The 14,128-nt window shown below is 64.5% G+C and carries 13 protein-coding genes; 7 read left to right on the top strand and 6 right to left on the bottom strand.

What is annotated here, in order from left to right:
* The first annotated feature begins 43 nt into the window (after positions 1 to 43).
* Together ABIB91_RS14245 and ABIB91_RS14240 are read left to right on the top strand one after the other, a co-directional pair.
* Positions 44 to 1,609: an alkaline phosphatase D family protein gene (locus ABIB91_RS14245; RefSeq protein WP_354161939.1), complete on the top strand. Its 1,566-nt coding sequence runs from the start codon at positions 44 to 46 to the stop codon at positions 1,607 to 1,609.
* A 143-nt stretch (positions 1,610 to 1,752) separates the two neighbouring features.
* Positions 1,753 to 2,571 (top strand): aldo/keto reductase, encoded by an 819-nt coding sequence (locus tag ABIB91_RS14240; RefSeq protein WP_354161936.1) that lies wholly within the window; start codon positions 1,753 to 1,755, stop codon positions 2,569 to 2,571.
* Positions 2,572 to 2,742: 171 nt separating this feature from the next.
* Here the strand turns inward: ABIB91_RS14240 and ABIB91_RS14235 are convergent, their stop codons facing one another.
* Positions 2,743 to 2,970 carry a hypothetical protein gene (locus ABIB91_RS14235; protein WP_007594737.1) on the bottom strand — a complete coding sequence of 76 codons (228 nt, stop codon included), beginning with the start codon at positions 2,968 to 2,970 and terminating at the stop codon, positions 2,743 to 2,745.
* A 96-nt stretch (positions 2,971 to 3,066) separates the two neighbouring features.
* Positions 3,067 to 3,519: a hypothetical protein gene (locus tag ABIB91_RS14230; protein WP_354161933.1), complete on the bottom strand. Its 453-nt coding sequence runs from the start codon at positions 3,517 to 3,519 to the stop codon at positions 3,067 to 3,069.
* 158 nt (positions 3,520 to 3,677) lie between these two features.
* Here ABIB91_RS14230 and ABIB91_RS14225 point away from each other — a divergent pair, with 158 nt between their 5' ends.
* Positions 3,678 to 3,950 carry a helix-turn-helix domain-containing protein gene (locus ABIB91_RS14225; RefSeq protein ID WP_219678604.1) on the top strand — a complete coding sequence of 91 codons (273 nt, stop codon included), beginning with the start codon at positions 3,678 to 3,680 and terminating at the stop codon, positions 3,948 to 3,950.
* Between the two features lie 4 nt (positions 3,951 to 3,954).
* On the opposite strand, the gene ABIB91_RS14220 is transcribed toward ABIB91_RS14225, so the two are convergent.
* Together ABIB91_RS14220 and ABIB91_RS14215 are read right to left on the bottom strand one after the other, a co-directional pair.
* Positions 3,955 to 5,187, bottom strand: a complete 1,233-nt coding sequence (locus tag ABIB91_RS14220; protein WP_354161930.1) for an aminotransferase-like domain-containing protein — start codon at positions 5,185 to 5,187, stop codon at positions 3,955 to 3,957.
* Positions 5,188 to 5,252: 65 nt separating this feature from the next.
* The gene (locus tag ABIB91_RS14215; RefSeq protein ID WP_502916975.1) at positions 5,253 to 5,756 is read right to left on the bottom strand and encodes a DUF3124 domain-containing protein; all 504 of its coding nucleotides are present in this window, start codon (positions 5,754 to 5,756) and stop codon (positions 5,253 to 5,255) included.
* Positions 5,757 to 5,847: 91 nt separating this feature from the next.
* Here ABIB91_RS14215 and ABIB91_RS14210 point away from each other — a divergent pair, with 91 nt between their 5' ends.
* The 4 genes from ABIB91_RS14210 to ABIB91_RS14195 all read left to right on the top strand — a co-directional run bounded on the left by ABIB91_RS14210 (position 5,848) and on the right by ABIB91_RS14195 (position 11,302).
* Positions 5,848 to 7,575, top strand: coding sequence for a cation:proton antiporter domain-containing protein (locus tag ABIB91_RS14210; RefSeq protein ID WP_354161928.1), 1,728 nt, complete (start codon positions 5,848 to 5,850; stop codon positions 7,573 to 7,575).
* A gap of 173 nt (positions 7,576 to 7,748) precedes the next feature.
* A complete protein-coding gene (gene ribB / locus ABIB91_RS14205) occupies positions 7,749 to 8,825 on the top strand; it encodes a 3,4-dihydroxy-2-butanone-4-phosphate synthase (protein WP_007594722.1) in 1,077 nt (358 codons plus the stop codon).
* Between the two features lie 160 nt (positions 8,826 to 8,985).
* The gene (locus tag ABIB91_RS14200; protein ID WP_007594720.1) at positions 8,986 to 10,200 is read left to right on the top strand and encodes an acyl-CoA dehydrogenase; all 1,215 of its coding nucleotides are present in this window, start codon (positions 8,986 to 8,988) and stop codon (positions 10,198 to 10,200) included.
* Positions 10,201 to 10,381: 181 nt separating this feature from the next.
* On the top strand, positions 10,382 to 11,302 hold the full coding sequence (locus ABIB91_RS14195; RefSeq protein WP_354161923.1) for an MBL fold metallo-hydrolase: 921 nt from the start codon (positions 10,382 to 10,384) through the stop codon (positions 11,300 to 11,302).
* 51 nt (positions 11,303 to 11,353) lie between these two features.
* Here the strand turns inward: ABIB91_RS14195 and ABIB91_RS14190 are convergent, their stop codons facing one another.
* A complete protein-coding gene (locus ABIB91_RS14190; RefSeq protein ID WP_007594716.1) occupies positions 11,354 to 12,208 on the bottom strand; it encodes a DUF1499 domain-containing protein in 855 nt (284 codons plus the stop codon).
* A gap of 231 nt (positions 12,209 to 12,439) precedes the next feature.
* Complete coding sequence (locus ABIB91_RS14185; protein WP_354161920.1) at positions 12,440 to 14,068, bottom strand: fatty-acid--CoA ligase; 1,629 nt, start codon at positions 14,066 to 14,068, stop codon at positions 12,440 to 12,442.
* Positions 14,069 to 14,128 lie beyond the last annotated feature (60 nt).

The following is a 14,128-nucleotide window of genomic DNA, read 5'->3' as shown; positions in this document are numbered from 1 at the left end:
CGACGCAGGCACCTTCCGTCGCTAGTCGACGAAGGTTTCCTGAATGGTAGCGCTCCGCGCCTCGCGCGCCTGGACCCGGCGGCAATTCCTGGTCCGTTCCACCTCGAGCCTCACCGTTGCCGCGCTCGCAACGCCACATCTCAGCCGCGCCGCGGATCGTCCGCAGCTCGCAGGCGGCATCCAGTCCGGCGACGTCTCGGATGGCTCCGCGGTGATCTGGGCGCGCGCCGACCGGCCGGCGCGGATGCGGGTGGACTATTCGACCGTGGAGAGCTTCAAGACGATCATTGCGTCGGCTTCGCGCGATGCGTCGCCCGATGCCGACTTCACCTCGAAAGTGCTGCTGAACGATCTGCCGCCCGGGCAGGACATCTTCTATCGTGTGCGCTTCGACGACATCGCGACCGGCATCGCCGGCGAAAGCCGCGTCGGCCACTTCCGCACTGCGCCGGCTGCCGGCCGGTCGATCTCGTTCCTGTGGTCCGGCGACACCGCGGGGCAGGGCTGGGGCATCGACACATCGCGCGGCGGCTATCGCAGCTATCGCACCATGCTCGACAATCGCCCGGACTTCTTCATCCACTCCGGCGATCACATCTACGCCGACTGCACGATCCCCTCCGAGCAGAAGCTGCCGAACGGCGAGATATGGCGCAACGTCGTGACCGAGGAGAAATCCGAGGTCGCGCACACGCTGGCGCAGTTCCGCGGCAATTACAAATACAACCATCTCGACGAGCACTTCCGCGCCTTCCATGCCGAAGTGCCGATGTTTGCACAATGGGATGACCACGAGGTCACCAACGATTGGTCGCCGACCGGTAGCTATGACGCCGCCGGCCATGAGGATGACGGCACCCCGCGCCTGGTCGCGCGCGCCCGCCGCGCCTTCTTCGACTTCATGCCGATCCGCGACATCGGCGCGCGAAAGGGGCGGGTCTATCGCAAGATCGCCTATGGTCCGCTGCTCGACGTCTTCATGATCGACATGCGCAGCTATCGCGACGAGAGCTGGAACAAGGGTGATGATCACCGCGGCTGGATCCTGGGCGCCGAACAGCTCGCCTGGCTGAAGCGTGAGCTCGCGGCCTCGCGCGCGACCTGGAAGGTGATCGCGGCCGACCTGCCGATCGGGCTCGTCAGTCTCGATGCGGTCGCGCTGGGTAATGGGACGCCCGACCGGCGCGAGCACGAGATCGCCGATCTTCTCGCGTCCATCAAGCGCGCCGGAATTCGCAACATCGTCTGGCTCACCGCCGACATGCATTACACCGCCGCGCATTACTACGATCCGAACAGGGCGCAATTCCAGGAGTTCGAACCGTTCTGGGAGTTCGTCTCGGGGCCCTTGCATGCCGGCAGCTGGGGACCGGGCGAGCTCGACGACACCTTTGGTCCGGTCGCGATGTACCAGAACGGGTGCAGCGATGCGCAGGGTGAAAACCTCGCGCCCTGCTTCGGACTGCAGTTCTTCGGCAAGGTCGACATCGAAGGCCGGACCGGCGTCATGACCGTGACGCTGAAGGACGTCGACAACCGGGACCTCTGGTCGGTCGATATCGTGCCGCAGCCGCAGGCGCGTCCAGCCCTGGTGGCGCAACATTCGTAGGTCGCTAACCCGATCTTGATTGGCCGCCTTGCGCCTGCCGCGCTATGCTGTCCGTCCCGCCACCTCTTTTCCTCCCCGAAGAGTCTGCTCACGCAGCATCGCTGCTGGCCTCCGGCGGGCTGAACGATGTCAGGAGCCTTTTCATGGATAATCTCAAGACCCAGGGCATCAGCATGCCCAAGCTCGGCCTCGGGACTTTCCGCATGCAGGGCGATGCCTGCCGTGCGGCGGTCGAGAGCGCGCTGTCGATCGGCTATCGCCATATCGATACCGCCGAGATGTACGGCAACGAAGAATCGATCGGCGCGGCGCTCGCCGCGGCCCGGCTGCCGCGGGGCGAGCTGCACGTCACGACAAAGGTCTGGCACGAGAACCTCAGCCCCGACGCCATCCGCCGCGCCTTCGACACCAGCCTGAACAAGCTGCGGCTCGACCATGTCGATCTCTATCTCGTGCACTGGCCGTCCAAGGCGGCGAACTGGGGCGCGGTGTTCGAGACCTTGATGACGCTGAAGCAGGAGGGGCGGACGCGGGCGATCGGCGTCGCCAACTTCACGACGGCGCTGCTCAAGATCGCGGTCGAGGACATCAAGGCACCGATCGCCTGCAATCAGATCGAATATCACGCCATGCTCGATCAATCGAAGGTGCTGGCCTATCTCAACGCCAAGTCGATCCCGCTGGTCGCCTATTGCCCGCTGGCGCAGGGACGCGTCGCGTCAGATGAGGTGCTGGCCGAGATCGGCGCCAGGCACAATGCAACCGCTGCGCAGGTCGCGCTGAAATGGCTGCTCGACCAAAACGGTGTCGCCGCGATACCGAAGGCGTCGCGGCGAGAGAGCCAGCAGGCCAATCTCGACGCGCTGAAGATCACGCTCGACGATGCCGACCGCAACAAGATCGCCGCGCTGCCGAAGGACAGACGCTGCGTCAATCCCGGTTTCGCACCGGCGTGGAACTGAGAGTCGTCGCTGAGCGCACCCTCTCTCTCCGCGTGCACATTTGTCAGTTTGAATTCGCCGAGGAATACCCCTCATCCGGCGCTTCGCGCCACCCTCGCCCACAAGGGGAGAAGGAAGAAAGAACGCAAAGAAATGGCCCCGTGAGGGGCCATTTCCATATTGCGTTGCGCATTAGTCCCAATGGTGACGGTGGCCACGCTTGATCACAACGACGCGGTCGCGATTGTGCCAGCCGCGATGCCAACCGTGATCGCGATGCATGCCGTATTCGGCGCGGGCGCCATACATGCCGTGATGATGACCTCCGCGCTTGATCACCACCGTCTCCGCGCTGGCGAGCGTCGGCAATGCAACAGCGAGCGCGCCGACAGCGGCAAGCACATAACCAAACTTCTTCATGATGTCCTCCTCCAATGGAATGCAAATCTAAACGGCGCATTCGCGGGAACGTTCCGGAGGAATCGCAGGAGAATTCTGAACGCCTGTTCAGGTGGGTTAATCGCAGCGCTGTTGTGGAGGCGTTGGCGCGCCGGTCGCGACGTATTTGCCGTCCCTGATCGTGTACTCGCCGCGTTGGCTGCGATTGTAGATCGCGCGCAAGCTGCCTTGCTTCGAAAGGAGCAGGCCAAACTCGCGCGTCTGCTGCAGCAAGGGGAAGTACACCATCACATCGAGCAGGCCGTCGGCGTTGACCATCGCCGATACCACCTCGTTTTCGTCTTTGGCCTCGCCGAAATTGCGCCGGTACATCACCCTTCCGTCCTTCCGGATCTCGTAAATCAAGAGCGCGCCCTTGTCGCGGTCGGGCCGGGCCGCGCAGTCGACCGCCCATGAGCCGAGCAGGCCCCATTGCTCGACGGTCGTCGCAAGCGATTCGGCACCGGCCGCGGGCGTGAACGCAACCCACAGCACTGCTGCCGCAATCCAGCGGCTCAAGCAACTCGTCATGTCCTGATAAGCCCCACCTCCGAATAATTCCGAAGTGTAGCATCCCGCGCGCGATCGTCCACGCTGACCGCCATTCGCGCGCGAATTTGATCCGCGTCAATGAGGCCGGCCGCTTCCGGAGTAGGATGGCGTTCCCGAAGGCGAAATTGGATAGACCGATGCTGAATCAAGTCAGGGATTTCGCAGGCGAGGTGCTGCCGGGGAGCTGTGCCGTGCCGCCTTATTCCGAGACCGCGTTTCTGGCCGAGCTGGGCGACCGCTTGAAGTCCTCACGCATGCGCTGCGTCCTGTCGCGCCGGGAGCTGGCCCGCCGCTCCGGGATTTCCGAGCGCTACATCGCCCAGATCGAGGCCGGCAAGGGCAACGTCTCGATCGTGCTGCTGCTGCGGCTGGCCTCCGCGATCCACGGCAGCCAGCCCCAGATCGTCTGAAGGCTCAGGCCCGCTTCTCCACATTGGCGCTGCGGGCCGGCACGCCGAACTCCTTGCGGCAGATCTCGGCCAGCACGGCGACGCCCTCGCGGATCTGCTGATGCGAGGGGCTCGCAAAGCACAGCCGCAGTCGCGATCTGGAGTGGTTTTTGTCAGTCGACCATTCCGGCCCCGGATTGATCGATACGCCGGCGGCAAGCGCGGCCTGATACAGCTTCAGCGTATCGACCTGATCGGGCAGCTTCACCCAAAGGAAGATGCCGCCCTTCGGCTCCTCGAATTCGGCGGCCGTCCCGAACTGCTCGTTGACGGCCTCCATCAGCGTGTCGAGCTTGGTGCGCAGTGCCTTCGTCAGCGCCGGCACGTGGGTCGAGAAATGCGGCTTGCAATAGGCGGCGAGCACCATCTGCTCCAGTGCGCCGGAGCCGGCATCCGTCTTCAGCGCCAGCATCCGCGACATCACATCCCAGGGCGCGACGATGAAGCCGACGCGCAGCGCGGGCGCGATCGACTTCGAGAACGAGCCGATATGGATCACGCCGCCGTTCGGGCTCATCGCATGGATCGCCGGCGGCCGCTGTCCTGACCAGACCAGATCGGCATAGCAATCGTCTTCGAAGATGGGCACGCCGTAGTCTGCCGACAGCCGCAACAGCTCCGTGCGGCGGCCCTCCGGCATGATGCTGCCGGTCGGGTTCTGCACGGTCGGAATGGTGTAGATGTACTTCGGCCGGATGCCGCGGCCCTTGAGGTCGGCAAGCATCGTGGCCAGCACGTCCATGCGCATGCCGTCCTTGTCGAGGGGGATGCCAACCACATTGACCCCGAGCCGCGCCAAACGGGTCAGCGAGCCCTGATAGCTATCCTGCTCGAAGATCACGGTATCGCCGCGCGTCAGCAGCGTGGTGTTGACGAGGTCGAGCGCCTGCAGCGAGCCGGAGACGATCAGGAGATCGTCGACCGTGCAGTTGATGCCGGCATCGCGCTTGAGTTTCGTCACCAGGAATTCGCGCAAGGGCAGATAGCCCTGGGGACCATGTGCCAGCCCGTAAGTGGCGAGCGAGCGGCCTTCGCGTTGCAGAGCCATGTTGGCCGCCTCGATCAGATGATCGAGCGGCAGCTGCTCGGCGTCGTTGTTGCCGCCGACAAAACTGTATTTGGCGAGACCCGTCCAGCGCGCAGAGGGGGCCGGCAGCCCTGCGGGAAACAGGGGCGCAAAATCGAAGCTGGACGTCATGGGAGCGTTCCTCATTCTATTCTTGTCAGGCTGCCGGCTTTGCGCAGGTCAGTCGTGCTTCTTACTTATTTCTTGCCGACCGTCCGGGTCGGACGGCCCTGGCTGATGAAAGCGTAACGCGCATTGGCGACGCCGCCAACCATCAAGGCCTCGACGGCAGGCTCGGCGATCTCGCTTGTTGCGGCCCAATCGACGAGGAAATTGGCTCCCGTCCCGCCGCGTACGTCGTCGGTCGGAATGAAGATCGAGACGGTGGCGAGGGGCTTCAACGCGACGGGTGCCTTCAGATAGCTCTCGACCTGCTTGCCTGAGGTATCGAAATAGCCGATGCGTTTGACCACCAGTGCTTGCGTCTCGGAGGCGTTGTGCACGCTCAGGGTCACCGAGAAGTCGACGCGCAGCTTGCCCTGGCTCATCGCGACGCTGGAATAGGCGGGCACGTAGAACCCGCCGGAGACGGCGAGTTCTTCCTTCGGCAGCGCGGTGAGGGAATCGGCAAAGCTTTGTTCGATATTGACCTTGGATTGAGCGTCTGCGGGGATGGAGGAGGCGAGGGGGCATAGCAGCATTGCAATGGCGAGCCCCATCCGGATGTGACGAATTGCTCGCTTGCCGCGCCGCACTCGATCACTAGGGTGCGGCAAAACGGACCAATCTGGCATGCACGAGCTCATTCGCGACATCACTCTCTGTATCCTGTTTGCCTGGATGCTGGGCCTGCTTGCCCACTTCTCCAGGCAGCCGCTGATCCTGGCCTATCTTATCGCCGGCTTCTGCATTGGTCCATTTGGCGCCGGCTGGGTCAAGTCGCAGGAATCGATCAGCGTCATCTCCGAGCTCGGCCTGATCTTCATGCTGTTCATGATCGGCCTGGAGATCGACCTGAAGAAGATCGTGCGGGCCGGAAAGGTCATCCTGTTCGCGGCGGGCGGCCAGCTCCTCGGCGGCTGTCTGCTCGGGGTGCTGTTCTTCGTCGGCATCGGCCTATCGCTCGGTGGGGGCCAGTTCGACGCGGTTTATCTCTGTGTCGCCTGCGCGCTGTCGAGCACCGTCATCATCGTCAAAGTGCTCTACGAGAAGCGCGAGCTCGACACGCTGCCGGGCCGCATCACCCTCGGCGTGCTGGTGCTCCAGGACATCTTCGCCATCCTGTTTCTGGCGGTGCAGCCGAGCCTTGCCAATCTGGAAATCAGCGTCATCCTGCTCTCGATCGGCCGGGTCGCGGTGCTGGTCGCCGCGGCACTGCTGGTGAGCCGCTACGTGCTGCCGCGTCTGTTTCACCAGATCGCCCGCCGCCCCGAGCTGATCCTGCTCGGCGCGCTCGCCTGGTGCTTCCTGGTCGCCGAGACAGCCGAGCGGCTGTCGCTGTCCCGCGAGATGGGCGCCCTGATCGCCGGCGTCTCGCTCTCGACCTTTCCCTACGCGCTCGACGTCACGGCTAAGGTCACGACGCTACGCGATTTCTTCATCACGCTGTTCTTCGTCGCGCTCGGCATGACCATTCCCGTGCCCGGGTTCTCCGTGATCGGGCTTGCCCTGATGATCGCGGCGTTCACGGTGGTGAGCCGCCTCGTCACCACTTTCGCCCCGCTCTATCTGATGAAGCAGGGCCTGCGCGCTAGCCTGTTGCCGGCCCTGAATCTCGCGCAGATCTCCGAGTTCTCGCTGGTGGTGATCCAGACCGGCGTCGCCGACCACCACATCGCGGCCGAGACGGCGAATGCGGTCTCCTTCGCCTTCGTGGTGCTGGCGGTGCTCTCGACCTTCGTGATGACCCGCAGCGACGCGATCACCCGCTGGGCGATCGGCCCCCTCAAGCGGATCGGCCTGCGCGATCTCGATCACGGCAATGGCCAAGGCGAGGAAGGGCACGAAGGCCATGGCGAGGCCCGCCGCATCGTCATCCTCGGCTTTTTCCGTGCGGCGAGCGCGCTGCTGGCCGAGATCGAACGGCAGGCCCCGGTGCTGCTCGAGCAGATCACCGTGATCGACTTCAACCCCAATGTGTACCAGACGCTGCTTTCGCGCGGCCTGCACGTGATCTATGGCGATATCAGCAGCGCCGACACGCTGCTCCATGCCGGCGTCGGCAAGTCCGAGATGATCATCCTCAGCGTACCGGATGCGCTTCTGAAGGGTGCCAGCAACGAGAAGCTGGTCCGCCACGTTCGCACCCTCAACCCGACCGCCATGATCGTTGCCACGGCCGATCTGTTGTCGGATGTAGGCGAACTCTACGCGGCCGGCGCCAGCTATGTCACCGTGACCCGGCTCAGCGACGCTCATGAGTTGTTCACGGTGATCGAGGCCGCCCAAGCCGGCCTGTTGGCCGACAAGCGTGCCGAGCTCGATCAGCGGCTCGGCGAGCGGCGCGAAGTGCTGCCCTGACCGCGCCCGGCTGGCTTCTCACCGGGCTTTTCCGCGCCCATATCCCTGGTATGCCCGTGCAAGCCGCCCGCCGGGCAGGGCTGCGGTCCGGCATATGTGGTTGCGCCGGGGACACTAGCGCCCCGGGCCAAGTCCGGCTAAGCCTCCGGGCCATAACCGATAGAGATTGGGAAATGCCGGATAACGTCCAGGAAGTCTTGCAGGCCTTTGCCCGGGGTGAGCTCGTGGTCGTCACCGACGACGATGACCGCGAGGGTGAGGGCGATCTGATCGTCGCCGCCTCGTTCTGCACCGCCGAGAAGATGGCGTTCATCATCCGCCACACGTCCGGCATCGTTTGCGCGCCGATCACCACCGAAGATGCGCGCCGCCTGCGGCTCGATCCGATGGTGGCCCACAACGATTCCGCGCACACCACCGCATTCACGGTTTCGATCGACTACAAGCCTGACGGCGGCACCGGCATCTCGGCCGAGGAGCGCGCCTCGTGCTGCCGCGCGCTGTCCAATCCCAACGCCGGCGCCAACGATTTCGCCCGTCCCGGCCATATCTTCCCGCTGATCGCCAAGGATGGCGGCGTGCTGCTGCGCTCCGGCCATACCGAGGCCGCGGTCGATCTGTGCAAGCTCTCCGGCCTGCCGCCGGTCGGCGTCATCAGCGAGTTGATGAACGACGACGGCAGCGTGATGAAGGGCGAGCAGGTCGCCCGCTTCGCCGCCCAGCACAAGCTCAAGCACGTCACCATCGCCGACATGATCGCCTACCGCCAGGTTCGCGAGAAGCTGATCGAGCGGGTCTCGACCTTCGTCACCGAGAGCCCGATCGGGCCGCTGCAGGGCTATGCCTACCGCTCGCCGTTCGATTCCATCGCCCACGTCGCCTTCGTCTACAACGGCGTCGGCGACGGCAAGAACGTCCTGACACGCTTCCACAAGCCGAACATCGTCAAGGACATCTTCACCGGCCACAAGCGCATGGCGGCGGTGCTCGAGCACTTCAAGAAATCCGGCCGTGGCGTTCTGGTCTATCTGCGCGACGGTGCGGCCGGTGTCCCCGTGGCGCCGCTGCCCGATGAGAGCGCGACCGAGGCCGACCGCAACCGCCAGTGGCGTGAAGTCGGCGTCGGTGCGCAGATCCTGCGCGATCTCGGCGTCACCTCGATCCGGCATCTCACCTCCTCGGTGCACGACTACAAGGGCCTTTCGGGCTTCGGCATCGAGATCGTCGCCAACGAGCAGCTCGAAAGCTAGCGCTGTCATCTCGGGGTGCGCGAAGCGCATCCCCCGAGGTGAGCCTCGCTCGTCCCCGGGATTCACGCAGACCCGATCATCTGCAACGCAATTGCACTTGTTGCCGCGGCGCTTTACGTTGTCGGGCAAATTTTGACGGAACCAGACGAAAGGACGTTTCATGACCGCGCGCCCTCAGGCCAAGGACAAGCCGGCTTCGGCTTCTTTCCAATGGGACGATCCGTTCCTGCTCGACGAGCAGCTCACCGAAGACGAGCGCATGGTGCGCGACACCGCGCGCGCCTACGCCCAGGACAAGCTGCTGCCGCGCGTTGCCAAGGCCTATCTCGAAGAGAAGACAGATCGCGAGATCTTCAACGAGATGGGCGAGCTCGGCCTGATCGGCATCACGTTGCCGGAGGAATATGGCTGCGCCAATGCAGGCTATGTCGCCTATGGTCTGGTCGCGCGCGAGATCGAGCGGGTCGATTCCGGCTACCGCTCGATGAACTCGGTACAGTCCTCGCTGGTGATGTATCCGATCTACGCCTATGGCGACGAGAACCAGCGCAAGAAGTACCTGCCGAAGCTCGCCAGCGGCGAGTGGGTCGGCTGCTTCGGGCTGACCGAGCCTGACGCCGGCTCCGATCCGGCCGGCATGAAAACCCGCGCCGAGAAAGTTTCGGACGGCTATCGCCTGACCGGCAGCAAGATGTGGATCTCGAACGCGCCGATCGCCGACGTGTTCGTGGTCTGGGCCAAGTCGGCCGCGCACGACAACCAGATCCGCGGCTTCGTGCTGGAGAAGGGCATGAAGGGCCTGTCGGCACCGAAGATCGGCGGCAAGCTGTCGCTTCGCGCCTCCATCACCGGCGAAGTCGTGATGGACGGCGTCGTGGTTCCGGAAGACGCGCTGCTGCCCAACGTCTCCGGCCTGAAGGGCCCGTTCGGCTGCCTCAACCGCGCCCGCTACGGCATTTCCTGGGGCGTGCTCGGCGCGGCCGAGGACTGCATGCACCGCGCCCGGCAGTACACGCTCGACCGCAAGCAGTTCGGCAAGCCGCTCGCTGCGACCCAGCTCGTGCAGAAGAAGCTCGCGGACATGCAGACCGAGATCGCGCTGGGCCTCCAGGGCTCGCTTCGCGTCGGCCGCCTGATGGACGAGGGCAAGTTCGCGCCCGAGATGATCTCGATCATGAAGCGCAACAATTGCGGCAAGGCCCTCGACATCGCCCGCGTCGCGCGCGACATGCACGGCGGTAACGGTATCTCGATCGAGTATCACGTGATGCGCCACGTCCATAACCTCGAGACCGTCAACACCTACGAGGGCACCCACGACGTCCACGCCCTGATCCTGGGCCGCGCGATCACGGGTATTCAGGCGTTTTTCTGATTGCCATGTATTCCATGGCAGTTGCCTTGCTCCGCTGTCATCGTCCGCCTTGTGCGCATTGCGCACTGGGGCGGACGATCCAGTATCCCAGAGGCCTCGCCTTCGTCTCGACCGCCGCGGCGTACTGGATACCCCGCTTTCGCGGGGTATGACGGCAGAGAGTTTGGCTACAGGAAGTCCCATGTCCGACAACGACGACGTCCCGTTCAACCGCGACTTTCCGCTGAAGCCCGGCATCGTCGAGGAAGTCCGTCCTGGCGTGCGGCGGGTGCTCTGTAACAATCCGAGCCCGTTCACTTTCACCGGCACGGTCAGCTACATCGTGGGCCGGGGCAACGTTGCGATCATCGATCCCGGTCCGGACGACGAGGCGCATGCGGCGGCGCTGCTCGATGCCGTCAGCGGCGAGACGGTGAGCCATATCTTCGTGACCCACACCCACCGCGACCATTCGCCGAACACCGCGCGGATCAAGCGGGCGACCGGCGCGCCAGTTTACGCCGAAGGCCCCCACCGCGCCTCGCGCCCGCGTTTCGAGAGCGAGAAGCACAACCCGGAATCCGGCGCCGACCGCGACTTCGCGCCGGATATCAGGATCGCCCATGGCGACGTGGTCGAAGGAGACGGCTGGCGGCTTGAGGCCGTGGCGACGCCCGGCCATACCGCCAATCACCTCGCGTTCGCCTGGCCCGAGCGGAAGTTCAACTTCGTCGGCGATCACGTGATGGGATGGTCGACCTCGATCGTGGCGCCGCCCGACGGCTCGATGATCGACTACATGGAATCGCTGGATCGCCTCGCCGTGCGCGAGGAGGATGTGTATTTCTCCGGTCACGGCCCCGAAATTCCCGACGGTCCGCGCTTCGTGCGTTTCCTGATCCGTCACCGCAAGGCGCGCGAGGCCTCTATCCTGCACCGCCTGGCCAAGGGCGAGACCGACATCCCGACCATGGTCCGGGCGATCTATATCGGCATCGATCCGAGGCTCACCACCGCGGCGGGCTACTCCGTGCTGGCGCATCTGGAAGACCTGGTCGCCCGCGGCGTGGTGGCGACGGACGGCGATCCCGTGATTGGCGGGACCTATCGGATGGCGAACTAGTCCCTCGTCATTCCGGGGCGCGCGTTAGCGCGAACCCGGAATGACAGAATCCTACTTCTTCACCGTCTTGGCCGGCGCCTTCGGCGGCGCCACCGGCGTCTTCTTCACCGGCTTGAGTGCGTCGGCATCGGCGGCGGTGTTGAGATCGTCGATGAATTTCTTCACGCGCGCGGCGTTGCTGCCGAGGTCGCTCTCGAAATAGCGCGAGGCGGAGCGGATATCGACGCGGGAATCCTCGCCGTCGGGCACGACGCGGATCGCGATGTCCTCGCGGAACCCCATGATCGGCGAGCGCGCCACCGCCTCGATGCGGCCGATGCGGCGCGGCGGCTGCGGCGCGCGCTCGTCGATCACCAGCCATTTGCGCTTGTTGACGAGCTGAAGCGCGATCGCATAGGCGCGGTCGACTGAAATCTCGAGCTCGATCGGCTCGATATCGGGATAGAATTGACGCTGCTGCTCGGCCGAATAGAGGCCGGCATACACCGCGGTATTGGCACCATCGCCGGTGCGCAGGCGGGCCAGTGCGTCGAAGCGCGGCGGGTCGATCGGGTCGGTGGTGATGTCGTGGATCGCCGGCAGCTTGCGGTATTGCAGGCCGAGATAAGCTGGATAGGCGAGGATCGCGCCGTCGATCAGGAAGGCAAGCAGGATGCGCGCCATGCCGCGCGAGCCGTTCTGCCAGATCGCAGCGAAGCCGGCGAGCCCGAACAGGATCGAGAGCGCCGCAATCCCGAGCCCGCCGAAGAAGGTCGCGAGTGCCGGCTTCATCTCCAGGAAGCCGAACCGGACGATGATGATCGAGACCACCACCGCCACCACCGCGAACACGGCCAGATTGCGCGCCCAGCTCGCGAGGCTGGACACGGGCTCCGACTGATAGGGAGCGGAAAACCTGCGGGCCATCGGGTGAGCTCTGCCGGGGTCTTGAGGGCGATGCCGGCCGATCGGGCACGACGATGGGCCGTTGAGACCACGGCCCCGAGGCAAATTCAAGGGAGACCGGACTGTTACCGCCCGTCATTCCGGGGCGATGCGGAGCATCGAACCCGGAATCTCGAGATTCCACGGTGCGCAATTGCGCACCTGAGGTCTGGTCCTTCGGACCATCCCGGAATGACGTCGCTTGCTTTACCGTTACGCCGCCGCGTTCGGGAAGCGGTATTCCTTAAACTGGTCGCGCAGCGCGGTCTTCAGGATCTTGCCCGTCGCCGTATGCGGGATGCCTTCGACGAAGGCAACGTCGTCGGGCATCCACCATTTGGCGATCTTGCCGTCCATGAACTTCAGGATGTCCTCGCGGCTGGCCTGCTGGCCCTGCTTCAGCTGCACGATCAGCAGCGGACGCTCGTCCCATTTGGGGTGGAACACGCCGATCACGGCGGCTTCCGCCACGGCCGGATGGCCGACTGCGAGGTTTTCCAGGTCGATCGAGGAAATCCACTCGCCGCCGGACTTGATCACGTCCTTGGAGCGGTCGGTGATCCGCATGTAGCCGGCCTCGTCGATGGTCGCGACGTCGCCGGTGTCGAAAAAGCCGTCCTCGTCCAGAATGTTGGCGTCGACCCGGTAATAGGCCTTGGCGACGGCCGGGCCGGCGACCTTGAGGCGGCCGAAGGTCGTGCCGTCCCACGGCAGTTCCTTGCCGGCATCGTCGGTGATCTTCATCTCGACGGCGAACGGCGCGTAGCCCTGCATCTGCAGCACGTCGAGCCGTGCCTCGCCCGTCGCATTCTGGAACGGCGGCTTCAGCGCCGCGACGCTGCCGATCGGGCTCATCTCGGTCATGCCCCAAGCGTGGCGGACGTTCGAGCCCATGTCGAGGAAGGCCTTGATCATCGAGCGCGGCATCGCCGAGCCGCCGCAGATCACCATCTTCAGATCCGGCAGTTTGAGATTGTTGGCGGTCATGTGCTGGAGCAGCATCAGCCACACCGTGGGCACGCCGGCGGTATGCGTCACCCTCTCGGTCGAGAGCAGCTCATAGACCGAGGCGCCGTCGAGCTTGGCGCCGGGCATGACGAGCTTGGTGCCCTGCGAGGGCGCGGAGAAGGCGATGCCCCAGCTGTTGGCGTGGAAGAGCGGCACCACGGGAAGCATGGTTTCGGAGGCGCTGGTGCCGAGCGCATCGACATTGTTGGCCATCAGCGCGTGCAGCACGTTGGAGCGATGCGAATACAGCACGCCTTTGGGGTCGCCGGTGGTGCCCGATGTGTAGCACATCGCGGCCGCCGTGTTCTCGTCAAAGTCCTTCCATTTAAACTTGCCGTCGGCCTCCGCAATCCAGTCCTCGTAGGCGACCACGTTCTTCAGCGTCGTCTGCGGCATGTGCGCCTTGTCGGTCAGTACGACGTAGCGTTCCACGCTTGTCAGCTTGTCGGCGATCTTCTCCAGGACCGGAATGAACGTGATGTCGGTCATCACGATGCGGTCCTGCGCATGGTTGATGATCCAGGCGATCTGTTCGGGGAAAAGGCGGGGATTGACGGTATGGCAGATAGCGCCGATCCCCATGATGCCGTACCAGACCTCAAGATGGCGCCAGGTGTTCCAGGCGATCGTTGCGACACGGTCGCCGAGCTTGATGCCGTCGCGTTCCAGCATCTGCGAGACCTTGAGCGCCCGCTTGTGGATATCGGCATAGGTGGTGCGATGGATCGGTCCCTCGACCGAGCGCGTCACGACCTCCTGCTTGCCATGAATCTTGGCGGCGTGTTCGATGATCCGGTGGCAGAGCAGGGGCCAGTCTTGCATCAAACCAAGCATTCCGTCGTTCCTCCGAGAAGCCGCTGGGCGGATTGTCGCTCTCAGCGTTGGGCCAAAGAA

Source organism: Bradyrhizobium sp. JR4.3 (genome assembly GCF_040547695.1).
Taxonomy (GTDB): domain Bacteria; phylum Pseudomonadota; class Alphaproteobacteria; order Rhizobiales; family Xanthobacteraceae; genus Bradyrhizobium; species Bradyrhizobium canariense.
The sequence above is the reverse complement of the archived record's forward strand: the minus strand, read 5'-3'. Positions and strand labels throughout refer to the sequence as shown.